Below are 24951 nucleotides of genomic sequence, written 5' to 3'. Positions count from 1 at the left end.
ATCACCTGGCGCCGATGAAGTAAGGCGTACAGAACCACTCCACAGGAGGACCCCAGTGGCGAAGGCGAAGTTCGAGCGGACTAAGCCGCACGTCAACATCGGCACCATCGGTCACATCGACCACGGTAAGACGACCCTCACGGCCGCCATTACCAAGGTGCTGCACGACGCGTACCCGGACCTGAACGAGGCCACCCCGTTCGACAACATCGACAAGGCTCCTGAGGAGCGTCAGCGCGGTATCACCATCTCCATCGCGCACGTCGAGTACCAGACCGAGGCGCGTCACTACGCCCACGTCGACTGCCCGGGTCACGCGGACTACATCAAGAACATGATCACCGGTGCCGCGCAGATGGACGGCGCGATCCTGGTGGTCGCCGCCACCGACGGCCCGATGCCGCAGACCAAGGAGCACGTGCTCCTGGCCCGCCAGGTCGGCGTTCCGTACATCGTCGTCGCCCTGAACAAGGCCGACATGGTGGACGACGAGGAGATCCTGGAGCTCGTCGAGCTCGAGGTCCGTGAGCTCCTCTCCGAGTACGAGTTCCCCGGCGACGACGTTCCGGTCGTCAAGGTCTCCGCGCTCAAGGCCCTCGAGGGCGAGCAGGAGTGGGTGGACTCCGTCCTCAACCTGATGAAGGCCGTCGACGAGTCGATCCCGCAGCCGGAGCGCGACGTCGACAAGCCGTTCCTCATGCCGATCGAGGACGTCTTCACCATCACCGGTCGCGGTACGGTCGTCACCGGCCGTATCGAGCGTGGTGTCCTCAAGGTCAACGAGAACGTCGACATCATCGGCATCAAGCCGGAGAAGACCTCCACCACGGTCACCGGCATCGAGATGTTCCGCAAGCTGCTCGACGAGGGCCAGGCCGGTGAGAACGTCGGTCTGCTCCTCCGGGGCATCAAGCGCGAGGACGTCGAGCGCGGCCAGGTCATCATCAAGCCGGGCTCGGTCACCCCGCACACCGAGTTCGAGGCGCAGGCCTACATCCTGTCCAAGGACGAGGGTGGCCGCCACACGCCGTTCTTCAACAACTACCGTCCGCAGTTCTACTTCCGTACGACGGACGTGACCGGCGTGGTGACCCTCCCCGAGGGCACCGAGATGGTCATGCCGGGTGACAACACCGAGATGAAGGTGGAGCTCATCCAGCCCGTCGCCATGGAAGAGGGCCTGAAGTTCGCCATCCGTGAGGGTGGCCGCACCGTGGGCGCCGGCCAGGTCACCAAGATCGTCAAGTAAGTTCCGCTTGCTTGAGGGCTTGATGGCTTGAGGGTCAGTGCCTGACCCGAAGGTCTCGACCTGCGAGAGGCCCGTACGACTCCGGTCGTACGGGCCTCTTCGTCTGTCCCACCCGCGACCGCATACGGTTCTCCGGGTGAGGAAGAGGACCTTGATACACGCGGGGCTGCAGACCGTCGTCCCCTGGCTGGCCGTGGCGGCCGTGGTGATCACCATGGCCTGGCAGCAGGGCATGTTCTCCTGGGGCGCTTCGGCCGCGTCGGGTCCGGCGCGCACCATCGCGCTGCCGGGAGGCGGGTTCTCCGACGGCGGCCGGTGCGGAGCCAAGGGCTACCACTACTTCCCGCTGCCCGCGTCCGCGTCCGCACCCCCCGCGGCGCAGCCCGCCGGCCCGGCGCCCGGCCCGCAGCTCGTACTCGGCTCCTACGGCTACGAGAAGCCGTCCCGCGCCCCCGGCCGCTTCCCCATCGGCCTGCTCTTCGCGCCGGGCCCCAAGGGATCGCTGAAGCTGTCGCGGACCCTGGGCGGCGAGGGTGTCGCCGTCGAGATCGAGGGCCCGCACGGACTGGTCGGCGGAGCGCACGGCCTGCCCGTCGCCTGGCATTCCGCCACGAAGTCCGACACCGGTGACAGCGCCGAGGTGTCCCTGCCGCTGGAGGCGCTGTGCCCCGGGCAGGACGCGAAGACCGTGATCAAGGGGCTGCAGGCGCCGATCGACTCGTCGAACACCCTCACCGGGCAGCCGGCCTACACCCTGACCGTGTCGGTGCGCGACCCGGGCATCGGGGCGCAGCGCAGGTCGATGGGCCTTCCGCTGGGCGGCAACCTGCTCAGTGCGAACAATCTGGTGCCGGTGGACGGCTTCATGCTCGCGAGCACGGCGTACTGACGGCTTCGAAACTATTCGGCGCGTACGACCCGTTCCCCCCGCCCCCGGGTCCCTCCACTATTTGTCATGCCGGTGAGCAAATAGATGCTGTGGGGGCTGGAGGGGTGAGGTATGTCGTCTGCGCACGTCAGCCGTAGGACGGTGCTCGGCGGGACGGTCCTGGGCGCCGGGCTGGCCGCGATGCCCGTGGGGGCCTCGGGGACCGCGTCCGCCGCCGCGGGGGACGGGCTGCGGGTGACGGACCCGGGGTCGTACATCTCGTTCACGGGCGGCGTGTTCTCCCTGGTCGGCGCGCCCGTGGTGGTGAGCCATGAGGACCACCCCGGGGTCGTACGGGTGGCCGGGGACCTCCGGGACGACCTCGCGCGCGTGACCGGCGTCCGCCCGGGCACGACGATCGGCCGCTTCCCGGTCCTGCTCGGCACGATCGGCCGCAGCCCGCTGATCGACGGCCTGATCCGGTCCGGGAAGCTCGACGTCACGGGCGTGCGGGGCAGGTGGGAGACCTCGCTGCAGACGGTCGTGGAGCACCCGATGCCCGGCGTGGAGCGGGCGTTCGTCATCGCGGGCAGTGACCCCCGGGGCACGATCTTCGGGGCGTACGACGTCTCGTACGGCATCGGCGTCTCGCCCTGGCACTGGTGGGACGACGTACCGCCCGCCCGGCGCGACGCGGTGTGGGTGAAGGCCGGCCGCTTCACCCAGGGCACCCCGGCGGTGAAGTACCGGGGCATCTTCGTCAACGACGAGAACCCGGCGCTCGGCACCTGGGCGCCGGCGTACTTCGGTCCGGGGAAGGCGCCGGGCTACCCCGGCGGCTTCACCGCCGACTTCTACGCGAAGGTCTTCGAGGTCCTGCTGCGCCTGAAGGGCAACTACCTGTGGCCGGCGGTCTGGGGCCGGGCGTTCGCGGAGGACGACCCGGACAACCACCGGCGAGCGGCCGAGTACGGCATCGTCATGGGAACGTCCCACGAGGCGCCGATGATGCGCGGCATCGAGGAGTGGAACCGGCACGCCGGCTCCGGGACCGACCCCTACGGGGGCACGGGCGAATGGTCGTACCGCCGCAACCCGGAGGCGATCCGCGCGTACTGGCGCGCCGGCATCCAGCGCATGGTCGACCAGGGCTTCGAGGGCGTCGTCACCCTCGGCATGCGCGGCAACGGCGACACCAGCCTGCCCGACGGCGACGGCATCGAACTGATGCAGCAGATCATCGCCGACCAGCGCCGCATCATCGAGGAGGTGACCGGCAGGCCGGCGGCCGAGACCCCCCAGGTCTGGACCCTGTACAAGGAGGTCCAGCGCTACTGGGACCGCGGCCTGCGCGCCCCGGACGACGTCACCGTGGTCCTCACGGACGACAACTGGGGCAACATCCGCAAGCACCCGGACAGCCCCCGTACCGGTGGCTACGGCCTCTACTACCACTTCGACTACGTCGGCGCCGGCCGCAACTACAAGTGGGTCGACACCGCGAACCTCAGAAACGTCTGGGACCAGCTCCACCAGGCCCACGCCTACGGCAACCACGGCCTGTGGGTGGTCAACGTCGGCGACCTGAAGGGCAACGAGCTGCCGACGGAGTTCTTCCTGACCTACGCCTGGAATCCCGACGCCTGGCCGCTGGAGCGCCTCGGCGCGTGGGAGGAGCGCTACGCCCGCCAGAACTTCGGCGAGGCACAGGCGAAGGAGATCGCGTCGCTGCTGGCGGCCTACGGCCGGCTCCAGGCCCGCCGCAAGCCGGAGCTGCTGAACCGCCGGATCACCCTCTCCGGCGACCGGGTCGTGTACGACGACCAGCAGAGCCCGTACTACTTCGCGCACCGGGAACTGGAACGGGTCACCGAGGAGTGGCGCGCGCTGGGCCGCCGCGCGGAACGCGTCGAGCGCCGACTGCCGGGGAAGCTGCGGGACGCGTGGTTCGAACTGGCGGGCTACGCGGTCACGGCGACCGCGAACCTGTACGCGCTGCGGGAAGCGGAGTTCACCAACCTGCTGTACGCGGCGCAGGGCCGGGCCGCGGCGAACGACCGCGCGGCGCAGGCGGAGGCCGCCCTCGGCCAGGACTTCGCCCTCGCCGACCGCTTCAACTCCCGTGTCGCCGACGGCAAATGGCAGGGCTTCCAGACCCAGCCCCACATCGACTACGGGGACGTCGACCGCTACGGCCCCAACGCGGGCTGGCAGCAGCCGGAGAAGGACAACGTGGCGCTGCCGGATGTGCTGTTCCCCGCGGTGAGGCGCATCGAGGTGCCCTCGGATGCGGAGCTGGGCGTGTCGGTGGACGGCGCGGAGGACGCGGGGGAGTGGTGGCCGGGAGGCTCCTCCTCGGCCGCGTCGCTGGCACCGTTCAGCCCGTACCAGACCCGCCCCCAGCAGTACGTGGAGATCTTCAACCGGGGCCGTACACCCTTCTCGTACGAGGTGTCGGTCTCGGCGCCCTGGCTGCGGGTGGACCGCCCCCGGGGCCGGGTGGACCAGCAGGTCCGCCTGGAGGTGGAGGTGGACTGGTCCCGGGCCCCGGCCGGGCGCGCGGAGGCGACTTTGACGGTCCACGGGGCGGGTGCCTCGGTCCCGGTCCGCTGCGTGGCGGAACGCCCGTCGGGTGTGCGGGTGCGGGGCTTCGTGGAGGCCGGCGGTTACGTGGCGATCGACGCCGGGCACTACGACCGGGCGGTCGGGCAGTGGCGCCGCATCGACGGCATCGGACGGACGGGCGCGGGCGTGACCCCGTGGCCGGTGACGTCCCCGAGCCGTACTCCGGGCGGCGGCTCACCTCGCCTGGAGTACGAGGTGACGCTGCTGTCCGCCCCCGGCGAGGTGACGGTCTGGGCCCACCTGTCCCCCCGCAACCCGGCCGTCCCCGGCGTCGCGGGCCTGCGCTACGGCATCTCCCTCGACGACGGCCCGATCCGGACCGTGGACATCACGACGGGCGCGGACGACGGCGCGCTGAACACGGTCTGGGCCCGCCACACCTCGGACAACGTCAACGCGACGGCGACCACGCACACCGTGACGGAGCCGGGCGTCCACCGGCTCAAGTTCTGGATGGTGGACCCGACGGTGGTGGTGCAGCGCCTGCTGATCGACACGGGCGGGCTGCCGCAGCTGTATCTGGGGCCGCTGGAGAGCCGACGGGTGGGGGACGGTCACCCGTAGAGCGGCAGGCCCTCGGTCGATCGTCGCTTTCATGCTAGGCGGCCTCCTGGGGATCGGTTCGGCAGTCGCGGCAGCGGCCCGGTTGTGGTGCGCGGAAGGCGCGGTCGCAGGCTTCGCAGGTCTGGAGGGGGTGCCGGACGGCCGGGGGTGGCTCGGGCGCGCGGTACGGCGGCAGGGGCGGAAGCCCGGCCGCCAGGCGGTGGGCCAGCAGGGCGGCCGGGCGGATCAGGGGCTCCTCCGGCAGGCCCGTGGTCAGGGCGTGGCGGACGGCGGTGGAGGTGAGGTCCCGTTCCAGCCAGGCCGCGACTCCGGGGGCGAGGTGCTCGGCGTCGGTGGCGGACAGGAGCAGGCGGGGCTCCGTGCGGCGGAGGCCGGCGAGGACGTCGGTGGCCGCTTGGAGGAGGGCGGGGGAGGTGTACGCGGGCTTCGGTACAGCGGGGAGGGCCGCGCGACGGGCGGGCTTCGGCTGTGCTGCCGTGGTCGCGCGGCGGGCCTGCGGGGCCTCGGACGCCGCACGCCGGCGGCCGGGCTGGTTGCAGGAGATCGTGCGGGTGACGATCCGGCCGCCGGGGACCCGTGCGCGTTCGCGGCGCAGGTAGCCGTGGGCCTCCAGCTCGCGCGGGGCGGCGGCGATACGGGTCGCGTCCTCGGGGAAGCGGGCGGCGAGGGTCTTGATGTCGACGCGGGCGCCGGGCGGCAGCGACTGGATGTGGCAGGCCAGACCGATCGCGAGGAGGGAGAGGTCCGGGTGCTGGGCGAGGTGGTTGCCGATCACCGTGAAGCGGGCGGTGTGGCGGGTGTGGTCGTGGATGAGCCCGCCGCTGTGATGACCCCGGTTCGGGTGGTTGTCGGCGGTAACGGGGGACGAGGCGCACGGGGGCGCGCTAGGGTTTTCAACATCCATCGGGAAGTTGGAGCCTTCCTCGGTGGTCAGGCCCTCGCACTGGGATCGCTACTCCCGGCGGGGGCCGACTCATGTCTGCGGTCGTGTCGCGCCGAGCGTAAGGCAGGCAACCCATCCGAAATCCAGCAGAGTTGGACGTATTCACCCTCGCGGGTGAGTCAGCGCCGTGGGCGGGAGGGGTGGGGCTTGGTGGGGTTCTTTCACCCGGTTGTTCCTTGAGGAGAAGCCGCCCCTGGCACCGGAGCAGGGGGTGCCGGGTTCCGGTGCGGCGAGAGCGACCTCCGCCCAGACGGTCTTGCGCGGGTGCCGCCCCTGGGTGACGCCCCAGCGGTCGGCGAGAGCCGCTACGAGGACGAGCCCGCGGCCCGATTCGCCGTCCTCGGCCGGAGAGGTGAGCCGGGGGAGCCGGTCACCGCGCGTGTCGGTGACCTCGATGCGGAGCGTGCCGCCGACGACGTAGAGCATCAACTGGAAGTCACGGCCGGGTACGCGGCCGTGGGTGGCGGCGTTGGCGGCGAGCTCGGCGACGATCTGCGTCGGCTGCTCCAGCGGAAGCCCCCATGTCCGGAGCTGCTGTTCGGCCAGCAGCCGGGCGAGACGGGCGCCGCGTGGCGTGGACGACAGGCGGACGCTGAAGTGGGGGATGGCGCCGCCGAGTTGGTTCTCAGGGGCAGCAGCTTCTTGATTCATGTCACTGAGCGTGGCGGATCTGCTTCCGTGAAGGGAGTGACTGCGCCTGTACGTACGGTGACTGTCCCGGCTTTGTCTCGGCTGTCTCGGCTGTCTCGGGCGTTGTCACGGGTACGAGTGCGCGCCGGAGGAGGAGCGATGGGTGAGGGAGTGGACGAGGCCGGCTGGGACGTCGAGCCCGGCGACGAGATCGAGCCGGTGGTCCAGGCGGTGGGGCGCCTGCTCAAGGTCTGCCGGGAGGCGGCCGGGGTCTCGGTGCCGGAGCTGGGCGAGGCCATGGGGTACGGCGAGGACATGATCCGCAAGATCGAGCGCGGGGCGCGGATTCCTCGGCCGGAGCTGCTGGACAGGGCGGACACGTTCCTGAAAGCGCAGGGTCACCTGAGGGCCTTCACGGAGGACATGAAGAAAGCCCGCTATCCGAAGAAGGTGCGGGAGCTGGCGGAGATGGAGGGGCGGGCGGTGGAGATGCTGGCGTACGGGAACCACAACATCCATGGCCTGCTTCAGACGCCGGAGTACGCGCGCACGCTGTTCGAGATGACGCAGCCCGCGCTCACCGAAGACGTCGTGGAGCGGGAGACCGCCGCACGGATGGCCCGGAAGGCCGTCTTCCAGCGCGAGCCCGCCCCTACGCTCAGTTTCGTCTTGGAGCAGGTGACGCTCGAACGACCCTACGGTGGGAAGATGGTGCTGCGCCGACAGCTCGAACACCTCCTGGAGGTGGCCCAGTTGAGGAACGTCACGCTCCAGATCATGCCGACCGACCTGGAGGAGCACGCCGGAACACAGGGCGAGATCCGGGTGTTGAAGTTCGCCGATGGCACCTCGATCGGGCGTTCCGATGGCGCCTTCAACGGCCGCCCAGTCTCCAGCCCCAAGGAGCTCCGGATCCTTGAGCTGCGCTATGGAATGATCCGGGCGCAGGCTCTCACCCCGAGGGAGTCACGGTCCTTCATCGAGAATGCGCTGGGGAGACTATGAGCACGGCGGAACTGCACTGGTTCAAGAGCAGCTACAGCGACAGCGGCGAACCCGGCTCGTGCCTGGAAGTCGCCCCCACCCCCACCACCATCCACATCCGCGACTCCAAGAACACCGAAGGCCCCCGGCTCGCCGTCGACCCCACCACCTGGACCGCCTTCGTCGCGTACGCCGCACACAATGCGAGTCGGCCCTCCGGAGCGACTCCACGCTGTTGAGCGGGACGGACTGGCCTCGGCGCTCGGCTCCTCGCACCTGCGGGCCGAGCAGGACGACGGCGGTGGCCTGGCTCGGACTACAACGGAGTGCGGGCGCAGGCGGCACCCCTCGGAAACGGCTGGTCCGGCGTCGTCCGGTACGACGGCACCTGGCAGATCATGGTCGCGCTCGACTGCGCGAACCAGAGGAACAAAGGGCTGGTCGCCTACGGTGACCTCTACGGCGCCTCCACCGAGACCGCCCGGAAGGCGGCCGGAAAGTACGACTGCCGAGTGAGGGCCGGCAAGCCGCTCACCCACGTGTCCACGGCCCGCCTCGGCGAGCCCGGCACGACGAAGCCGCTCGCGCGGGCGCAGGGGTCCCCGCCGCGCTGCGTGACACGGCGGTGGCGGGGAGCGGCACACCCGGGACGAGTCGGCCGGGTTCGGCGGCCCCGACCACGACTCCGTCCTGGCGACCGCGAGCTGTCCCCGCTCCACCCGCAGGGCGGTCGCGCTCTGCCGCCTCTACGACCGGGACACCGACAGCTACCCGGTCCCGCACTGCTCCGCCGCGTTCGCCCGCTCCGCACTGAAGGCCTTCGCGGGGCACGAGGCGGCACAGCGCGGCTGCGGCGAGGTGCGGATCATGGACCGGCCATGAACGCGACCCCGGTTTGACCTACGTCACCTTCGGGGTAATCTCTTCGGCTCGATTGGCGGAGCAGCTGCCCCATATGGCAGACTGTCCGAGTTGCTCGGTCGAGTGTTGATGCTGCGCGCCTCCCGCCGGGAGGACCGGAAGCGAGTCCCACAGTACTCGTCGTCCTAACTGCCCTCGGGCAGCACTGGGGCGGACGTACGGGAATCTTCCGGGAAGCGTGGGCGCGGCACCGGCCAGGCGCCCGGTGGGCCCGAGGTCCCCGGTCCGCGGTTCCGGAAGGGCCGTGTCAATCCCGCAGGGATGTTCGAACAAGGGACATCTGTGTCAGCGGGAGAGCGACACGCCCGACCGCGTGGGTCGGAGAGCGAGGAATGCAGGAACCACCGGGTTCCAGAGCGTGAGAAGAGACAGGACTACTGAGTAGCCATGGCGGGACAGAAGATCCGCATCCGGCTCAAGGCCTACGACCACGAGGTCATCGACTCCTCGGCGAAGAAGATCGTCGAGACGGTGACCCGTACCGGTGCGTCGGTCGCGGGCCCGGTGCCGCTGCCCACTGAGAAGAACGTGTACTGCGTCATCAAGTCGCCGCACAAGTACAAGGACTCGCGCGAGCACTTCGAGATGCGCACGCACAAGCGCCTGATCGACATCCTCGACCCGACCCCCAAGACCGTTGACTCTCTGATGCGACTCGACCTGCCGGCCGGTGTCGACATCGAGATCAAGCTCTGAGGCTGGTGGGCTGAGAATGGCTAAGCAGATCAAGGGCATCCTGGGCGAGAAGCTCGGCATGACGCAGGTGTGGGACGAGAACAACCGTGTTGTTCCGGTCACCGTCGTCAAGGCTGGGCCCAACGTCGTCACCCAGGTCCGTACGAATGACGTCGACGGCTACGAGTCCGTTCAGATCGCCTTCGGCGAGATCGACCCGCGCAAGGTGAACAAGCCCCTCAAGGGCCACTTCGCCAAGGCCGACGTCACCCCCCGTCGCCACCTCGTCGAGATCCGCACCGCGGACGCCTCCGAGTACACGCTCGGCCAGGAGATCACCGCTGCGGTGTTCGAGGCCGGCGTGAAGGTCGACGTGACCGGCAAGAGCAAGGGCAAGGGCTTCGCCGGCGTCATGAAGCGCCACAACTTCCGTGGCCTCGGCGCCGGACACGGCACCCAGCGCAAGCACCGCTCCCCCGGTTCCATCGGTGGCTGCGCCACCCCGGGCCGTGTGTTCAAGGGCCTCCGCATGGCGGGTCGCATGGGCAACGAGCGGGTCACCACCCAGAACCTGACCGTCCACGCCGTTGACGCGGAGAAGGGTCTGCTGCTCATCAAGGGCGCGGTTCCCGGTCCGAACGGCGGCCTCGTCCTGGTCCGCACCGCGGCCAAGGGGGCCTGAGGTAACCGATGAGCACTGTTGACATCCTTTCGCCGGCGGGCGAGAAGGCCGGTTCCGTCGAGCTCCCCGCGGAGATCTTCGACGCCAAGGTCAGCGTTCCGCTGATCCACCAGGTCGTCGTCGCGCAGCTGGCCGCTGCCCGTCAGGGCACGCACAAGACCAAGACCCGCGGTGAAGTCCGTGGTGGCGGCAAGAAGCCGTACCGCCAGAAGGGCACCGGTCGCGCCCGCCAGGGTTCGACCCGCGCGCCGCAGTTCGCCGGTGGTGGCGTCGTGCACGGTCCCGTGCCGCGTGACTACTCGCAGCGCACCCCGAAGAAGATGAAGGCCGCCGCCCTGCGCGGTGCCCTCACCGACCGGGCGCGTCACAACCGCATCCACGTCGTCTCCGGCGTGGTCGAGGGCGAGACCCCCAGCACCAAGGCCGCCAAGTCGCTGTTCGGCAAGATCTCGGAGCGCAAGAACCTGCTCCTGGTCGTCGACCGCGCCGACGAGGCCGCGTGGCTGTCCGCCCGCAACCTGCCCCAGGTCCACATCCTGGAGCCGGGCCAGCTGAACACGTACGACGTTCTCGTCTCGGACGACGTGGTCTTCACCCAGGCCGCTTTCGAGTCCTTCGTCGCCGGCCCGAAGGCCAACGACACCGAAGGGAGCGAGGTCTGATGGCCATCCGTCACCCCGCTATCGCCTCGAAGGCCGCCAAGGCCGCCAAGGCCGCGCGCGTCGCCAAGGCGCGCCGTCACGCCGCCGAGGGCAAGAACACCGTCGAGACCCCGCTGAGCAAGTCGTACACGGACCCCCGTGACGTCCTGCTGAAGCCGGTCGTCTCCGAGAAGAGCTACGCGCTCCTCGACGAGAACAAGTACACGTTCATCGTCGACCCGAACGCCAACAAGACCCAGATCAAGCAGGCCGTCCAGGCGGTCTTCGACGTCAAGGTCACCGGGGTCAACACGATCAACCGCCAGGGCAAGCGCAAGCGGACCCGCACGGGCTTCGGCCAGCGCGCCGCCACCAAGCGCGCGATCGTGACCCTCGCCGAGGGCGACCGTATCGACATCTTCGGCGGTCCGACCGCGTAAGCGGGTCGGATCGTCCGATATCGGACGAGGACTGAGAAATGGGAATCCGCAAGTACAAGCCGACTACGCCGGGCCGTCGTGGCGCCAGCGTCGCCGACTTCGTCGAGGTCACGCGGTCCACGCCGGAGAAGTCGCTGGTCCGTCCCCTGCACAGCAAGGGCGGCCGTAACAACGCCGGTCGTGTGACCGTTCGCCACCAGGGTGGCGGACACAAGCGCGCCTACCGCGTGATCGACTTCCGTCGTCACGACAAGGACGGCGTGCCGGCGAAGGTCGCGCACATCGAGTACGACCCCAACCGCACCGCGCGCATCGCGCTGCTGCACTACGCCGACGGCGAGAAGCGCTACATCCTCGCCCCGCGCAACCTGCAGCAGGGCGACACCGTGGAGAACGGTCCCGGGGCCGACATCAAGCCGGGCAACAACCTGGCCCTCCGCAACATCCCGGTCGGTACCACGATCCACGCGATCGAGCTCCGTCCCGGTGGCGGTGCCAAGTTCGCCCGCTCCGCCGGTGCCTCCGTGCAGCTGCTCGCGAAGGAGGGCGCCTACGCCCACCTGCGCATGCCGTCCGGTGAGATCCGTCTGGTCGACGTGCGCTGCCGCGCCACCGTCGGCGAGGTCGGCAACGCCGAGCAGAGCAACATCAACTGGGGCAAGGCGGGCCGCAAGCGGTGGCTGGGCGTTCGCCCGACCGTCCGTGGTGTGGTCATGAACCCGGTTGACCACCCGCACGGTGGTGGTGAGGGCCGGACCTCCGGTGGCCGCCACCCTGTGTCCCCGTGGGGCAAGAAGGAAGGCCGTACTCGTTCGCCCAAGAAGGCGTCGAACAAGTACATCGTCCGCCGCCGCAAGACGAACAAGAAGCGCTAAGGACGGGTTGAGATGCCTCGTAGCTTGAAGAAGGGGCCCTTCGTCGACGACCACCTGATGAAGAAGGTGGACACGCAGAACGAAGCCGGCACCAAGAACGTCATCAAGACCTGGTCCCGTCGCTCGATGATCGTCCCGGCCATGCTCGGCCACACGATCGCGGTGCACAACGGCAAGACCCACATCCCGGTGTTCGTCACCGAGTCGATGGTCGGCCACAAGCTCGGCGAGTTCTCGCCGACGCGCACCTTCCGGGGCCACGTCAAGGAAGACCGGAAGTCGAAGCGCCGCTAGCAGCGGATCGCATTCAGACACGTAAGTAACTGAAGGGACAACCATGGAAGCCAGGGCCCAGGCGCGGTACATCCGCGTCACGCCCATGAAGGCCCGCCGCGTGGTGGACCTCATCCGTGGCATGGACGCCACGGAGGCCCAGGCCGTCCTGCGATTCGCTCCGCAGGCCGCCTCGGTGCCGGTGGGCAAGGTGCTGGACAGCGCCATCGCCAACGCCGCGCACAACTACGACCACACCGATGTCGACAGCCTCTTCATTTCCGAGGCCTACGTCGACGAGGGCCCGACCCTGAAGCGGTTCCGTCCGCGTGCCCAGGGCCGTGCCTACCGGATCCGCAAGCGGACCAGCCACATCACCGTGGTCGTCAGCAGCAAGGAAGGAACCCGGTAATGGGCCAGAAGGTAAACCCGCACGGGTTCCGGCTCGGTGTCACGACCGACTTCAAGTCGCGTTGGTACGCCGACAAGCTGTACAAGGACTACGTCAAGGAAGACGTCGCCATCCGTCGGATGATGACGTCCGGCATGGAGCGCGCCGGCATCTCCAAGGTCGAGATCGAGCGCACCCGTGACCGCGTCCGCGTGGACATCCACACCGCTCGCCCGGGCATCGTCATCGGCCGCCGCGGCGCCGAGGCCGACCGCATCCGCGGTGACCTGGAGAAGCTGACCGGCAAGCAGGTCCAGCTGAACATCCTCGAGGTCAAGAACCCGGAGACGGACGCTCAGCTGGTGGCCCAGGCCGTCGCCGAGCAGCTGTCCTCCCGCGTCTCCTTCCGTCGGGCCATGCGCAAGAGCATGCAGTCCGCCATGAAGGCCGGCGCCAAGGGCATCAAGATCCAGTGCGGTGGCCGCCTCGGCGGCGCCGAGATGTCCCGCTCGGAGTTCTACCGCGAGGGCCGCGTGCCCCTGCACACGCTCCGCGCGAACGTGGACTACGGCTTCTTCGAGGCCAAGACGACCTTCGGCCGCATCGGTGTGAAGGTCTGGATCTACAAGGGCGACGTCAAGAACATCGCCGAGGTCCGCGCCGAGAACGCTGCCGCCCGTGCGGGTAACCGCCCGGCCCGCGGTGGCGCCGACCGCCCGGCCCGTGGTGGCCGCGGTGGCGAGCGGCGCGGTCGCAAGCCGCAGCAGGCTGCCGGTGCCGAGGCCCCCAAGGCCGAGGCTCCCGCCGCCGCTCCGGCTGAGAGCACCGGAACGGAGGCCTGACCGTCATGCTGATCCCCCGTAGGGTCAAGCACCGCAAGCAGCACCACCCGAAGCGCAACGGTATGTCCAAGGGTGGAACGCAGGTTGCGTTCGGCGAGTACGGCATCCAGGCGCTGACCCCGGCCTACGTCACGAACCGCCAGATCGAGGCGGCTCGTATCGCGATGACCCGTCACATCAAGCGTGGCGGCAAGGTCTGGATCAACATCTACCCGGACCGTCCCCTCACCAAGAAGCCGGCCGAGACCCGCATGGGTTCCGGTAAGGGTTCTCCGGAGTGGTGGATCGCCAACGTCAAGCCCGGACGTGTGATGTTCGAGCTGTCGTACCCCAACGAGAAGATCGCCCGTGAGGCGCTGACGCGTGCGGCCCACAAGCTGCCGATGAAGTGCCGGATCGTCAAGCGCGAGGCAGGTGAAGCGTGATGTCGGCCGGTACCAAGGCGTCCGAGCTGCGCGAGCTGGGCAACGAGGAGCTTCTGGCGAAGCTCCGCGAGGCCAAGGAAGAGCTGTTCAACCTCCGCTTCCAGGCGGCGACGGGTCAGCTCGAGAACCACGGTCGGCTGAAGGCCGTCCGCAAGGACATCGCGCGGATCTACACCCTGATGCGTGAGCGCGAGCTGGGCATCGAGACGGTGGAGAGCGCCTGATGAGCGAGAGCAACGTGACTGAGAACACCGAAGCCCGAGGCTTCCGCAAGACCCGTGAGGGTCTGGTCGTCAGCGACAAGATGGACAAGACCGTCGTCGTCGCCGTCGAGGACCGTGTGAAGCACGCGCTGTACGGCAAGGTCATCCGCCGTACGAACAAGCTCAAGGCCCACGACGAGCAGAACGCTGCGGGCGTCGGCGACCGCGTCCTCCTCATGGAGACCCGGCCGCTGTCCGCGACGAAGCGCTGGCGCGTCGTCGAGATCCTCGAGAAGGCCAAGTAATTCCTGCGGGGCAGACCCCGCAGGTCAGTTCCGCCAGGCTCGGCAGGGGCTCCCCCTGAGAGGGCAGCCCCTGCCGGGAACCGGCAGACGATCAGGAGATAGACGTGATCCAGCAGGAGTCGCGACTGCGTGTCGCCGACAACACTGGTGCGAAGGAGATCCTTTGCATCCGTGTGCTCGGTGGCTCCGGTCGCCGCTACGCGGGCATCGGTGACGTCATCGTCGCCACCGTCAAGGACGCGATCCCCGGTGGCAACGTGAAGAAGGGTGACGTCGTCAAGGCGGTCATCGTTCGCACCGTCAAGGAGCGCCGCCGTCCGGACGGCTCGTACATCCGCTTCGACGAGAACGCCGCCGTCATTCTGAAGAACGACGGCGACCCTCGCGGCACCCGCATCTTCGGCCCGGTCGGGCGTGAGCTGCGCGAGAAGAAGTTCATGAAGATCATCTCGCTGGCTCCGGAGGTGCTGTAAGCATGAAGATCAAGAAGGGCGACCTGGTCCAGGTCATCACCGGCAAGGACAAGGGCAAGCAGGGCAAGGTCATTGCCGCTTACCCGCGCGAGGAGCGTGTCCTGGTCGAGGGTGTCAACCGGGTCAAGAAGCACACCAAGGCCGGTCCGACCGCCAGCGGTTCCCAGGCCGGCGGCATCGTGACCACCGAGGCCCCGATCCACGTGTCCAACGTTCAGCTGGTCGTGGAGAAGGACGGTCAGAAGGTCGTCACGCGTGTCGGCTACCGCTTCGACGAAGAGGGCAACAAGATCCGCGTTGCCAAGCGGACGGGTGAGGACATCTGATGGCTACCACCACCACTCCGCGTCTGAAGCAGAAGTACCGCGAGGAGATCGCGGGCAAGCTGCGTGACGAGTTCAAGTACGAGAACGTCATGCAGGTCCCGGGCCTCGTCAAGATCGTGGTCAACATGGGTGTGGGCGACGCCGCCCGCGACTCCAAGCTGATCGAGGGCGCCATCCGCGACCTCACCACGATCACCGGTCAGAAGCCGGCCGTCACCAAGGCCCGCAAGTCCATCGCGCAGTTCAAGCTGCGTGAGGGTCAGCCGATCGGTGCCCACGTCACGCTCCGTGGCGACCGCATGTGGGAGTTCCTGGACCGCACCCTGTCGCTCGCGCTGCCGCGCATCCGCGACTTCCGCGGCCTGTCCCCCAAGCAGTTCGACGGCCGTGGCAACTACACCTTCGGTCTCACGGAGCAGGTCATGTTCCACGAGATCGACCAGGACAAGATCGACCGCGTCCGGGGTATGGACATCACCGTGGTGACCACGGCGACCAACGACGAAGAGGGCCGTGCCCTTCTCCGTCACCTCGGCTTCCCGTTCAAGGAGGCGTGAGCGAGATGGCGAAGAAGGCTCTCATCGCGAAGGCTGCTCGCAAGCCCAAGTTCGGTGTGCGTGGCTACACCCGCTGCCAGCGCTGCGGCCGTCCCCACTCCGTGTACCGCAAGTTCGGCCTGTGCCGCGTGTGCCTTCGTGAGATGGCTCACCGTGGCGAGCTGCCGGGCGTGACCAAGAGCTCCTGGTAATCCCGACTTTTAGGGATTCCTGGACCTCTCGGTAAGCAACCGGGACGGCAGAGGCGCCTGCCCTCATGGCTTAGGCTAGGAGGGTTGGGCCTCTGCCGCCCTGAACGACTTACTACGCCGTAGGTCCCCGCACCGCACCCGTCCCGTCCATGTACGGGGAGAGGGATGGCGCATATAGGAAACCCCGGCGAGAAAGGCCACAGGCCAATTCATGACCATGACTGATCCGATCGCAGACATGCTGACGCGTCTGCGGAACGCGAACTCGGCATACCACGACTCGGTGTCGATGCCGCACTCCAAGATCAAGTCTCACATCGCGGAGATCCTCCAGCAGGAGGGCTTCATCACGGGCTGGAAGGTCGAGGACGCCGAGGTCGGCAAGAACCTCGTCCTGGAGCTGAAGTTCGGCCCCAACCGTGAGCGCTCCATCGCGGGCATCAAGCGGATCTCCAAGCCCGGTCTCCGGGTGTACGCGAAGTCCACCAACCTGCCGAAGGTGCTCGGCGGCCTCGGCGTGGCGATCATCTCCACGTCGCACGGGCTCCTCACCGACAAGCAGGCCGGCAAGAAGGGCGTGGGTGGGGAAGTCCTCGCCTACGTCTGGTAACGGAAGGGAACGGAGGAAACAGCTATGTCGCGCATCGGCAAGCTCCCCATCGCGGTTCCCGCCGGCGTGGACGTCACCATCGACGGCCGTACGGTCAAGGTCAAGGGCCCCAAGGGCGAGCTGACCCACACCGTCGCGGCTCCGATCGACATCGCTAAGGGCGAGGACGGCACCCTTCAGGTGCTGCGCCCGAACGACGAGCGTCAGAGCAAGGCCCTGCACGGCCTCTCCCGCACGCTGGTGGCGAACATGATCACCGGCGTGACCCAGGGTTACGTGAAGAAGCTCGAGATCAGCGGTGTCGGTTACCGAGTGACCGCCAAGGGTTCGAACCTGGAGTTCGCTCTCGGTTACAGCCACCCGATCCTGGTCGAGGCCCCCGAGGGCATCACCTTCAAGGTGGAGACCCCGACCCGTTTCTCGGTCGAGGGCATCGACAAGCAGAAGGTCGGCGAGGTTGCGGCCAACATCCGCAAGCTGCGCAAGCCCGACCCGTACAAGGCCAAGGGTGTCAAGTACGAGGGCGAAGTCATCCGCCGCAAGGTCGGAAAGGCGGGTAAGTAAGCCATGGCATACGGGCAGAAGATCCTCAAGGGCGACGCCTACAAGCGCGCCGCGATCAAGCGCCGTCACATCCGGATCCGCAAGAAGGTGTCCGGTACGGCGGAGCGTCCCCGTCTGGTCGTGACCCGCTCCAACCGCCACATCGTGGCGCAGGTGATCGACGACCTGAAGGGTCACACCCTGGCGTCGGCGTCCACCCTGGACGCGTCGATCCGCGGTGCCGAGGGCGACAAGTCCGCGCAGGCCAAGCAGGTCGGCGCCCTGGTCGCCGAGCGTGCCAAGGCCGCCGGTGTCGAGGCCGTCGTGTTCGACCGAGGTGGCAACCAGTACGCCGGGCGCATCGCCGCCCTGGCGGACGCCGCCCGCGAAGCCGGGCTCAAGTTCTGAGCCGCTTGTAGCTAGCGGAAAGAGAGAGGTAATCCAATGGCTGGACCCCAGCGCCGCGGAAGCGGTGCCGGTGGCGGCGAGCGGCGGGACCGGAAGGGCCGTGACGGCGGCGCTGCTGCCGCCGAGAAGACCGCGTACGTCGAGCGCGTCGTCGCGATCAACCGCGTCGCCAAGGTTGTGAAGGGTGGTCGTCGCTTCAGCTTCACCGCGCTGGTCGTGGTGGGCGACGGTGACGGCACCGTGGGTGTCGGGTACGGCAAGGCCAAGGAGGTGCCGGCCGCCATCGCCAAGGGCGTTGAGGAGGCCAAGAAGCACTTCTTCAAGGTCCCCCGGATCCAGGGCACCATCCCGCACCCCATCCAGGGTGAGAAGGCTGCCGGCGTCGTGCTGCTCAAGCCCGCGTCGCCCGGTACCGGTGTGATCGCCGGTGGTCCGGTGCGTGCCGTGCTCGAGTGCGCCGGTATCCACGACGTGCTGTCGAAGTCGCTCGGCTCCGACAACGCCATCAACATCGTGCACGCGACCGTGGAGGCCCTGAAGGGTCTGCAGCGTCCCGAGGAGATCGCGGCCCGCCGTGGTCTGCCGCTCGAGGATGTCGCTCCCGCGGCCCTGCTGCGTGCGCGTGCCGGGGCGGGTGCGTAATCATGGCGCAGCTCAAGATCACGCAGGTCAAGTCCTACATCGGCAGCAAGCAGAACCACCGTGACACCCTGCGGTCGCTTGGTCTCAAGGGGATCAACACCGTGGTCGTCAAGGAGGACCGCCCCGAGTTCCGCGGCATGGTGCACACCGTCCGCCACCTCGTGACGGTCGAGGAGGTCGACTGATCATGGCGGAGCAGAACCCGCTGAAGATCCACAACCTCCGTCCCGCCCCGGGCGCCAAGACCGCGAAGACCCGTGTCGGTCGTGGTGAGGCGTCCAAGGGTAAGACGGCCGGTCGTGGTACCAAGGGCACCAAGGCCCGCTACCAGGTTCCGGAGCGCTTCGAGGGTGGCCAGATGCCGCTGCACATGCGCCTCCCGAAGCTGAAGGGCTTCAAGAACCCGTTCAAGACCGAGTACCAGGTCGTGAACCTCGACAAGCTGGCCGCGCTCTACCCCGAGGGTGGCGAGGTCACGGTCGAGGGTCTGGTGGCCAAGGGTGCCGTTCGCAAGAACAGCCTCGTCAAGGTCCTCGGCCAGGGCGAGATCTCCGTGGCGCTGCAGGTGACGGTCGACGCCGTCTCCGGCTCCGCCAAGGAGAAGATCACCGCCGCCGGCGGCACGGTCACCGAGCTCGTCTGAGTCCTTCGGACGACGCCTCGATGACGTAAACGATCCCGACCGGGGATACCTCACAATGGGGTATCCCCGGTTGGTCGTTCCTAGGGGGCAGTGTCGCCGGTAAGGTGGCCTGCACTGTTCTTTTTCGTATTCGTCGAACTCAGACCGTCACCCTTGACGCAGTTGCGCGGGGGTCGCAGGAGGCACCGTGCTCACCGCGTTCGCCCGGGCGTTCAGGACGCCCGACCTGCGCAAGAAGCTGCTCTTCACGCTGGGCATCATCGTGGTCTACCGGGTCGGTACCCACATCCCGATCCCCGGCGTGAACTACAAGGCAGTCCAGACCTGTGTGAACGAGGCGCAGGGCAACCAGGGCCTGTTCGGCCTCGTGAACATGTTCAGTGGTGGTGCGCTGCTGCAGATCACGGTCTTCGCGCTCGGCATCATGCCGTACATCACGGCCAGCATCATCCTTCAGCTGCTGACCGTGGTCATCCCGCGCCTGGAAGCCCTGAAGAAGGAGGGCCAGGCCGGCACGGCGAAGATCACGCAGTACACCCGCTACCTCACCGTGGCGCTCGCCATCCTGCAGGGCACCGGCCTGGTCGCCACCGCCCGCAGCGGCGCGCTCTTCAGCGGCTGCTCGGTCGCCACGAGCATCGTCCCGGACCAGGCGATCTTCACCACGATCACCATGGTCATCTGCATGACCGCCGGCACGGCCGTCGTGATGTGGCTCGGCGAGCTGGTCACCGACCGCGGTATCGGCAACGGCATGTCGATCCTGATGTTCATCTCGATCGCCGCGACCTTCCCGTCCGCGCTGTGGGCCATCAAGAAGCAGGGCACGCTGGCCGGCGGCTGGATCGAGTTCGGCACGGTCATCGCGGTGGGCCTGATCATGGTCGCGCTCGTCGTCTTCGTCGAGCAGGCCCAGCGCCGCATCCCGGTGCAGTACGCGAAGCGCATGATCGGACGCCGTTCCTACGGCGGCACGTCCACGTACATCCCGCTCAAGGTGAACCAGGCGGGTGTGATCCCCGTCATCTTCGCCTCCTCGCTGCTCTACATCCCGGCGCTCGTGGCGCAGTTCGCGGGGGGCAAGTCGGGCTGGAAGACTTGGATCGAGCAGAACCTCACCAAGGGCGACCACCCGATTTACATCGTTTCGTACTTCTTGCTCATCGTTTTCTTCGCGTTCTTCTATGTGGCGATCTCCTTCAACCCCGAAGAAGTAGCCGACAACATGAAGAAGTATGGTGGCTTCATCCCGGGCATCCGGGCTGGCCGACCGACCGCTGAGTACCTGAGCTACGTGCTCAACCGGATCACCTGGCCGGGTTCGCTGTATCTGGGTCTGATCGCTCTCGTACCGACAATGGCGTTGGTGGGCTTCGGGGCAAGCCAGAACTTCCCCTTCGGCGGGACCAGCATCCTGATCATCGTGGGTGTCGGCCTCGAGACGGTGAAGCAGATCGAGAGCCAGCTCCAGCAGCGCAATTACGAAGGGTTCCTCCGCTGATGCGTATCGTCCTCGTCGGGCCGCCGGGTGCCGGTAAGGGAACGCAGGCCGTCCGGCTCGCAGAGAAGCTGGACGTCCCGCACATCTCCACGGGCGACCTGTTCCGGGCCAACATCAGCCGGCAGACGGAGCTGGGCAAGCTCGCGAAGTCCTACATGGACGCCGGCAACCTCGTACCCGACGAGGTGACGATCGCGATGGCCAAGGACCGCATGGAGCAGCCCGACGCGGAGAACGGCTTCCTGCTGGACGGCTTCCCGCGGAACGTCTCGCAGGCGGAGGCGCTGGACGAGCTGCTGCAGACCGAGGGCATCACGCTGGACGCCGTCCTGGACCTGGAGGTCCCCGAGGACGAGGTCGTCAAGCGCATCGCCGGCCGGCGTATCTGCCGGAACGACTCCTCCCACGTCTTCCACGTGACGTACAGCCCGCCGAAGCAGGAGGGCGTCTGCGACGTCTGCGGCGGCGAGCTGTACCAGCGCGACGACGACTCCGAGGAGACCGTCCGCAAGCGGCTGGAGGTCTACCACACGCAGACCGAGCCGATCATCGACTACTACAAGGCGCAGGGACTGGTCGTGACGATCTCCTCCCTGGGCCCGGTCGACGAGATCACGCGGCGGGCGCTGGAGGCCCTCAAGCGCGAGAAGGCCGAGAAGTAGCTTCTGGCCCTTCCGGCCGCGGTGCCCTCCGAGGGCGCCGCGGCCGTAGTGTTGTACAGGTATCCCCAGTCGATGTGAGTGACGGAGAGCGCAGGCCCCCATGGTGCAGATCAAGACCCCCGAGCAGATCGCGAAGATGCGGGCGGCGGGCCTGGTCGTAGCCGCCATCCACGCGGCCACGCGCGAGGCCGCGGTGCCGGGCGCCACCACCAAGGACCTGGACGAGGTCGCCCGCAAGGTCCTCGCCGAGCACGGCGCCAAGTCGAACTTCCTGGGGTACGGCGGCTTCCCCGCGACCATCTGCACCTCGGTGAACGACGTGGTCGTCCACGGCATCCCCTCCGACGACGTCGTCCTCAAGGACGGCGACATCATCTCCATCGACTGCGGCGCGATCGTCGACGGCTGGCACGGCGACGCGGCCTACACGGCGTTCGTGGGCTCCGGTCACGCCCCGGAGCTGATCGAGCTGTCCCGGGTGACGGAAGAGTCGATGTGGGCCGGCATCGCGGCCATGAAGCAGGGCAACCGCCTGGTCGACATCTCCCGGGCGATCGAGACGTACATCCGCCGCCAGCCCAAGCCGGGCGGCGGCCGGTACGGGATCATCGAGGACTACGGCGGCCACGGCATCGGCACCGAGATGCACATGGACCCGCACCTGCTGAACTACGTCGACCGCCGGCGGGGCAAGGGCCCCAAGCTGGTCCCGGGCTTCTGCCTCGCGATCGAGCCGATGGTGTCGCTGGGCACCCCGCGCACCGAGGTCCTGTCGGACGACTGGACGGTCATCACCACCGACGGCACCTGGTCCTCCCACTGGGAGCACTCCGTCGCCCTCACCGACCAGGGCCCCCTGGTCCTGACGGCCCCGGACGGCGGCAAGGCGAAGCTCGCGGAGCACGGTGTCGCGGCGGCGCCGGACCCGCTCGCCTGACTGCGGGCAGGATCACATCGGTGCCGGATCCACTCGCCCGACGGCGTCAGGGGCGGGGTCCCGCTCGCATAGGGATCACCCCGATGGGGCAGACTTCCTCGATTCGCGTTTCCGGGTGCGCCGACGTAGACTGACTCGTCGGCTCTCGTGCACCCGCATGTCCGCATGCTCCCGCAAGGGAATCCCAGGGATCGCCTGAGAGTCGATCAAGGTAGTCGATTCGAAGGGCGAAGCGTGGCCAAGAAGCAAGGTGCCATCGAGATCGAGGGCACTGTCGTCGAGTCTCTGCCGAACGCCATGTTCAAGGTCGAGCTCCAGAACGGCCACCAGGTCCTGGCACACATCAGCGGCAAGATGCGTATGCACTACATCCGCATCCTCCCTGACGACCGGGTCGTGGTGGAGCTGTCTCCGTACGACCTGACGCGTGGCCGGATCGTCTACCGGTACAAGTAGATCTTGCCCGCGCCCCGGGCCCGCCCGGTGCGATGGCACTGACCCGGAGAACCTCACCCCATGAAGGTCAAGCCGAGCGTCAAGAAGATCTGCGACAAGTGCAGGGTGATCCGCCGTCACGGCCGGGTCATGGTCATCTGCGAGAACCCGCGCCACAAGCAGCGCCAGGGCTGACGCACGACCATCACCCTCTGCACCTCTATCGCAGAGTTTTCGCGCGACGCGAGCTGAATATGTTCATACGCAGAGCCCGAGCCGCCCAGCTCGACACCCCCGGTTCGGAGGCCGGGGACCCGGTTCGTACCTAGTACGGCGGCCGGGAGCCGGTTCTGTGGAAGACCTCCGAAGATTCACCAGGAGCCATTGAATGGCACGCGTTTCCGGTGTCGACATCCCGCGCGACAAGCGCGTGGAGATCGCCCTCACCTACGTGTTCGGCATCGGCCGGACCCTCTCGAAGGAGACGCTGGCTGCGACCGGCGTCGACCCGAACACCCGCGTTCGTGACCTGACCGAAGAGCAGCTGGTCGCGATCCGCGAGTACGTCGACAACAACATCAAGACCGAGGGTGACCTCCGTCGCGAGATCCAGGCCGACATCCGCCGCAAGGTCGAGATCGGCACCTACCAGGGTCTCCGTCACCGTCGCGGTCTGCCCGTCCGCGGTCAGCGCACCAGCACCAACGCCCGCACCCGCAAGGGCCCGCGTCGCGCCATCGCCGGCAAGAAGAAGCCGGGCAAGAAGTAGTCCGCAGCGGACACCTGTCCACGGTCTTCGCTGTAGGACCGACCACCTCCCTCTAGGAGTTTGTAGATGCCCCCCAAGGGACGTCAGGGCGCTGCCAAGAAGGTGCGCCGCAAGGAAAAGAAGAACGTCGCTCACGGCCACGCGCACATCAAGAGCACGTTCAACAACACGATCGTGTCGATCACGGACCCGTCCGGCAACGTGATCTCCTGGGCCTCCGCCGGCCACGTCGGCTTCAAGGGCTCCCGGAAGTCCACGCCGTTCGCCGCGCAGATGGCCGCCGAGTCGGCCGCCCGCCGCGCCCAGGAGCACGGCATGCGCAAGGTCGACGTGTTCGTCAAGGGCCCGGGTTCCGGTCGTGAGACCGCGATCCGCTCCCTGCAGGCCACGGGTCTTGAGGTCGGCTCCATCCAGGACGTCACCCCGACCCCGCACAACGGCTGCCGTCCGCCGAAGCGTCGTCGCGTCTGACGCCTCGCAGGTCGCTGGTTGCGGGCGGCACGGCTCTTTCGGGTCGTGCCGCCCGTACCCTTGCAGTACCCGCGCTTTTCCCGGGCGCGGTTTCCGTCGGACGTCAAATAGCGGGCGTCCACGAAAGAAGGATCTGATCCACACATGCTGATCGCTCAGCGTCCCTCGTTGACCGAAGAGGTCGTCGACGAGTTCCGCTCCCGGTTCGTGATCGAGCCGCTGGAGCCGGGCTTCGGCTACACCCTCGGCAACTCCCTCCGCCGTACCCTCCTCTCCTCGATCCCGGGTGCCGCCGTCACCTCGATCCGGATCGACGGCGTGCTGCACGAGTTCACCACCGTGCCGGGCGTCAAGGAGGACGTCACCGACCTGATCCTCAACATCAAGCAGCTGGTCGTCTCCTCGGAGCACGACGAGCCGGTCGTGATGTACCTGCGCAAGCAGGGCCCGGGTCTGGTCACCGCCGCCGACATCGCGCCCCCGGCCGGTGTCGAGGTGCACAACCCGGACCTCGTCCTCGCCACGCTCAACGGCAAGGGCAAGCTGGAGATGGAGCTGACGGTCGAGCGTGGCCGCGGTTACGTCTCCGCCGTGCAGAACAAGCAGGTGGGCCAGGAGATCGGCCGTATCCCGGTCGACTCGATCTACTCGCCGGTGCTGAAGGTCACGTACAAGGTCGAGGCCACGCGTGTCGAGCAGCGCACCGACTTCGACAAGCTGATCGTCGACGTCGAGACCAAGCAGGCGATGCGTCCGCGTGACGCCATGGCGTCCGCCGGTAAGACGCTGGTCGAGCTGTTCGGTCTCGCGCGCGAGCTGAACATCGACGCCGAGGGCATCGACATGGGTCCGTCCCCGACGGACGCCGCGCTCGCCGCCGACCTGGCGCTTCCGATCGAGGAGCTGGAGCTCACCGTCCGGTCGTACAACTGCCTCAAGCGTGAGGGCATCCACTCCGTGGGTGAGCTGGTCGCGCGCTCCGAGGCCGACCTGCTGGACATCCGCAACTTCGGTGCGAAGTCCATCGACGAGGTCAAGGCGAAGCTGGCCGGCATGGGCCTGGCGCTCAAGGACAGCCCGCCCGGATTCGACCCGACCGCCGCCGCGGACGCCTTCGGTGCCGACGACGACGCCGACGCCGGTTTCGTGGAGACCGAGCAGTACTGAGCGCTCCGCGGGGAGGCCGTACTGCTTCTGCGGGCCGGTTGCGGCTGGTCGCGCAGTTCCCCGCGCCCCTTCCGGGGCGC

Annotated in this window: 36 protein-coding genes; 34 read left to right on the top strand and 2 right to left on the bottom strand. The window is 68.0% G+C overall.

Annotation, left to right across the window (positions count from 1 at the left end; translation table 11 throughout):
* Nucleotides 1-55 precede the first annotated feature (55 nt).
* From tuf to AB0L21_RS06055, 3 genes are all read left to right on the top strand, one after another.
* Nucleotides 56-1249, top strand: coding sequence for an elongation factor Tu (gene tuf, locus AB0L21_RS06065; RefSeq protein ID WP_030778468.1), 1194 nt, complete (start codon nucleotides 56-58; stop codon nucleotides 1247-1249).
* A gap of 136 nt (nucleotides 1250-1385) precedes the next feature.
* Nucleotides 1386-2138, top strand: coding sequence for a hypothetical protein (locus AB0L21_RS06060; protein WP_365782473.1), 753 nt, complete (start codon nucleotides 1386-1388; stop codon nucleotides 2136-2138).
* A gap of 180 nt (nucleotides 2139-2318) precedes the next feature.
* Complete coding sequence (locus AB0L21_RS06055) at nucleotides 2319-5306, top strand: glycosyl hydrolase 115 family protein (protein ID WP_365782604.1); 2988 nt, start codon at nucleotides 2319-2321, stop codon at nucleotides 5304-5306.
* A 34-nt stretch (nucleotides 5307-5340) separates the two neighbouring features.
* Here the strand turns inward: AB0L21_RS06055 and AB0L21_RS06050 are convergent, their stop codons facing one another.
* Complete coding sequence (locus AB0L21_RS06050; protein ID WP_365782471.1) at nucleotides 5341-6210, bottom strand: helix-turn-helix domain-containing protein; 870 nt, start codon at nucleotides 6208-6210, stop codon at nucleotides 5341-5343.
* A gap of 141 nt (nucleotides 6211-6351) precedes the next feature.
* Nucleotides 6352-6900 carry an ATP-binding protein gene (locus tag AB0L21_RS06045; protein WP_365782469.1) on the bottom strand — a complete coding sequence of 183 codons (549 nt, stop codon included), beginning with the start codon at nucleotides 6898-6900 and terminating at the stop codon, nucleotides 6352-6354.
* Nucleotides 6901-7038: 138 nt separating this feature from the next.
* Here AB0L21_RS06045 and AB0L21_RS06040 point away from each other — a divergent pair, with 138 nt between their 5' ends.
* The 31 genes from AB0L21_RS06040 (at nucleotide 7039) to AB0L21_RS05890 (ending at nucleotide 24871) form a co-directional block, all read left to right on the top strand.
* Nucleotides 7039-7884 (top strand): helix-turn-helix transcriptional regulator, encoded by an 846-nt coding sequence (locus tag AB0L21_RS06040; protein WP_365782467.1) that lies wholly within the window; start codon nucleotides 7039-7041, stop codon nucleotides 7882-7884.
* Complete coding sequence (locus AB0L21_RS06035) at nucleotides 7881-8102, top strand: DUF397 domain-containing protein (protein ID WP_365782465.1); 222 nt, start codon at nucleotides 7881-7883, stop codon at nucleotides 8100-8102. Before AB0L21_RS06040 ends, AB0L21_RS06035 begins: the two co-directional genes overlap by 4 nt.
* 1069 nt (nucleotides 8103-9171) lie before the next feature.
* Nucleotides 9172-9480: a 30S ribosomal protein S10 gene (rpsJ, locus tag AB0L21_RS06030; RefSeq protein ID WP_003948644.1), complete on the top strand. Its 309-nt coding sequence runs from the start codon at nucleotides 9172-9174 to the stop codon at nucleotides 9478-9480.
* A gap of 16 nt (nucleotides 9481-9496) precedes the next feature.
* The gene (rplC, locus tag AB0L21_RS06025; protein ID WP_059252066.1) at nucleotides 9497-10141 is read left to right on the top strand and encodes a 50S ribosomal protein L3; all 645 of its coding nucleotides are present in this window, start codon (nucleotides 9497-9499) and stop codon (nucleotides 10139-10141) included.
* 8 nt (nucleotides 10142-10149) lie between these two features.
* On the top strand, nucleotides 10150-10803 hold the full coding sequence (rplD, locus tag AB0L21_RS06020) for a 50S ribosomal protein L4 (protein ID WP_103812795.1): 654 nt from the start codon (nucleotides 10150-10152) through the stop codon (nucleotides 10801-10803).
* Nucleotides 10803-11222, top strand: a complete 420-nt coding sequence (gene rplW / locus AB0L21_RS06015; RefSeq protein ID WP_189298177.1) for a 50S ribosomal protein L23 — start codon at nucleotides 10803-10805, stop codon at nucleotides 11220-11222. The genes rplD and rplW overlap by 1 nt, the downstream gene beginning before the upstream one ends.
* Before the next feature lie 38 nt (nucleotides 11223-11260).
* Nucleotides 11261-12097 carry a 50S ribosomal protein L2 gene (rplB, locus tag AB0L21_RS06010; RefSeq protein ID WP_030601203.1) on the top strand — a complete coding sequence of 279 codons (837 nt, stop codon included), beginning with the start codon at nucleotides 11261-11263 and terminating at the stop codon, nucleotides 12095-12097.
* A 12-nt stretch (nucleotides 12098-12109) separates the two neighbouring features.
* Nucleotides 12110-12391, top strand: a complete 282-nt coding sequence (gene rpsS, locus AB0L21_RS06005; protein ID WP_030641188.1) for a 30S ribosomal protein S19 — start codon at nucleotides 12110-12112, stop codon at nucleotides 12389-12391.
* Nucleotides 12392-12434: 43 nt separating this feature from the next.
* The gene (rplV, locus tag AB0L21_RS06000; RefSeq protein ID WP_006130776.1) at nucleotides 12435-12782 is read left to right on the top strand and encodes a 50S ribosomal protein L22; all 348 of its coding nucleotides are present in this window, start codon (nucleotides 12435-12437) and stop codon (nucleotides 12780-12782) included.
* On the top strand, nucleotides 12782-13603 hold the full coding sequence (gene rpsC, locus AB0L21_RS05995) for a 30S ribosomal protein S3 (protein ID WP_014674374.1): 822 nt from the start codon (nucleotides 12782-12784) through the stop codon (nucleotides 13601-13603). The genes rplV and rpsC overlap by 1 nt, the downstream gene beginning before the upstream one ends.
* Before the next feature lie 5 nt (nucleotides 13604-13608).
* Nucleotides 13609-14028 carry a 50S ribosomal protein L16 gene (gene rplP / locus AB0L21_RS05990; protein ID WP_009190136.1) on the top strand — a complete coding sequence of 140 codons (420 nt, stop codon included), beginning with the start codon at nucleotides 13609-13611 and terminating at the stop codon, nucleotides 14026-14028.
* The gene (gene rpmC, locus AB0L21_RS05985) at nucleotides 14028-14252 is read left to right on the top strand and encodes a 50S ribosomal protein L29 (RefSeq protein ID WP_003974259.1); all 225 of its coding nucleotides are present in this window, start codon (nucleotides 14028-14030) and stop codon (nucleotides 14250-14252) included. The genes rplP and rpmC overlap by 1 nt, the downstream gene beginning before the upstream one ends.
* Nucleotides 14252-14536 carry a 30S ribosomal protein S17 gene (gene rpsQ, locus AB0L21_RS05980; RefSeq protein WP_014674375.1) on the top strand — a complete coding sequence of 95 codons (285 nt, stop codon included), beginning with the start codon at nucleotides 14252-14254 and terminating at the stop codon, nucleotides 14534-14536. Before rpmC ends, rpsQ begins: the two co-directional genes overlap by 1 nt.
* Nucleotides 14537-14640: 104 nt before the next feature.
* Nucleotides 14641-15009, top strand: coding sequence for a 50S ribosomal protein L14 (gene rplN / locus AB0L21_RS05975; RefSeq protein ID WP_003998823.1), 369 nt, complete (start codon nucleotides 14641-14643; stop codon nucleotides 15007-15009).
* 2 nt (nucleotides 15010-15011) lie between these two features.
* Nucleotides 15012-15335 (top strand): 50S ribosomal protein L24, encoded by a 324-nt coding sequence (gene rplX, locus AB0L21_RS05970; protein ID WP_014674376.1) that lies wholly within the window; start codon nucleotides 15012-15014, stop codon nucleotides 15333-15335.
* Nucleotides 15335-15892, top strand: coding sequence for a 50S ribosomal protein L5 (rplE, locus tag AB0L21_RS05965; protein WP_030345436.1), 558 nt, complete (start codon nucleotides 15335-15337; stop codon nucleotides 15890-15892). The genes rplX and rplE overlap by 1 nt, the downstream gene beginning before the upstream one ends.
* A gap of 5 nt (nucleotides 15893-15897) precedes the next feature.
* Nucleotides 15898-16083: a type Z 30S ribosomal protein S14 gene (locus AB0L21_RS05960; protein ID WP_003948630.1), complete on the top strand. Its 186-nt coding sequence runs from the start codon at nucleotides 15898-15900 to the stop codon at nucleotides 16081-16083.
* Between the two features lie 211 nt (nucleotides 16084-16294).
* Nucleotides 16295-16693, top strand: coding sequence for a 30S ribosomal protein S8 (rpsH, locus tag AB0L21_RS05955; protein ID WP_014674378.1), 399 nt, complete (start codon nucleotides 16295-16297; stop codon nucleotides 16691-16693).
* Nucleotides 16694-16717: 24 nt separating this feature from the next.
* A complete protein-coding gene (gene rplF / locus AB0L21_RS05950; protein ID WP_030601192.1) occupies nucleotides 16718-17257 on the top strand; it encodes a 50S ribosomal protein L6 in 540 nt (179 codons plus the stop codon).
* A 3-nt stretch (nucleotides 17258-17260) separates the two neighbouring features.
* A complete protein-coding gene (gene rplR / locus AB0L21_RS05945; protein ID WP_344349894.1) occupies nucleotides 17261-17644 on the top strand; it encodes a 50S ribosomal protein L18 in 384 nt (127 codons plus the stop codon).
* Between the two features lie 36 nt (nucleotides 17645-17680).
* A complete protein-coding gene (gene rpsE / locus AB0L21_RS05940) occupies nucleotides 17681-18286 on the top strand; it encodes a 30S ribosomal protein S5 (RefSeq protein ID WP_019753099.1) in 606 nt (201 codons plus the stop codon).
* Nucleotides 18287-18288: 2 nt separating this feature from the next.
* Nucleotides 18289-18471 (top strand): 50S ribosomal protein L30, encoded by a 183-nt coding sequence (rpmD, locus tag AB0L21_RS05935; RefSeq protein WP_003998814.1) that lies wholly within the window; start codon nucleotides 18289-18291, stop codon nucleotides 18469-18471.
* A gap of 2 nt (nucleotides 18472-18473) precedes the next feature.
* A complete protein-coding gene (gene rplO / locus AB0L21_RS05930) occupies nucleotides 18474-18929 on the top strand; it encodes a 50S ribosomal protein L15 (RefSeq protein WP_014674382.1) in 456 nt (151 codons plus the stop codon).
* Between the two features lie 187 nt (nucleotides 18930-19116).
* Nucleotides 19117-20430 carry a preprotein translocase subunit SecY gene (gene secY / locus AB0L21_RS05925; protein ID WP_365704580.1) on the top strand — a complete coding sequence of 438 codons (1314 nt, stop codon included), beginning with the start codon at nucleotides 19117-19119 and terminating at the stop codon, nucleotides 20428-20430.
* The gene (locus AB0L21_RS05920) at nucleotides 20430-21092 is read left to right on the top strand and encodes an adenylate kinase (protein ID WP_356336820.1); all 663 of its coding nucleotides are present in this window, start codon (nucleotides 20430-20432) and stop codon (nucleotides 21090-21092) included. Before secY ends, AB0L21_RS05920 begins: the two co-directional genes overlap by 1 nt.
* Nucleotides 21093-21192: 100 nt before the next feature.
* A complete protein-coding gene (gene map, locus AB0L21_RS05915; RefSeq protein ID WP_365704583.1) occupies nucleotides 21193-22029 on the top strand; it encodes a type I methionyl aminopeptidase in 837 nt (278 codons plus the stop codon).
* A gap of 234 nt (nucleotides 22030-22263) precedes the next feature.
* A complete protein-coding gene (gene infA / locus AB0L21_RS05910) occupies nucleotides 22264-22485 on the top strand; it encodes a translation initiation factor IF-1 (RefSeq protein WP_003948620.1) in 222 nt (73 codons plus the stop codon).
* A gap of 60 nt (nucleotides 22486-22545) precedes the next feature.
* Nucleotides 22546-22659, top strand: a complete 114-nt coding sequence (rpmJ, locus tag AB0L21_RS05905) for a 50S ribosomal protein L36 (protein WP_003998809.1) — start codon at nucleotides 22546-22548, stop codon at nucleotides 22657-22659.
* A gap of 193 nt (nucleotides 22660-22852) precedes the next feature.
* A complete protein-coding gene (rpsM, locus tag AB0L21_RS05900) occupies nucleotides 22853-23233 on the top strand; it encodes a 30S ribosomal protein S13 (RefSeq protein WP_030641206.1) in 381 nt (126 codons plus the stop codon).
* Nucleotides 23234-23299: 66 nt separating this feature from the next.
* Nucleotides 23300-23704: a 30S ribosomal protein S11 gene (gene rpsK / locus AB0L21_RS05895; RefSeq protein WP_003956432.1), complete on the top strand. Its 405-nt coding sequence runs from the start codon at nucleotides 23300-23302 to the stop codon at nucleotides 23702-23704.
* A 144-nt stretch (nucleotides 23705-23848) separates the two neighbouring features.
* On the top strand, nucleotides 23849-24871 hold the full coding sequence (locus AB0L21_RS05890; RefSeq protein ID WP_003966937.1) for a DNA-directed RNA polymerase subunit alpha: 1023 nt from the start codon (nucleotides 23849-23851) through the stop codon (nucleotides 24869-24871).
* Nucleotides 24872-24951: the final 80 nt, after the last annotated feature.

The sequence above is a fragment of the Streptomyces sp. NPDC052721 genome, assembly GCF_040678315.1.
Lineage (GTDB): Bacteria > Actinomycetota > Actinomycetes > Streptomycetales > Streptomycetaceae > Streptomyces.
This window is presented reverse-complemented; position numbering and strand designations above follow the sequence as displayed.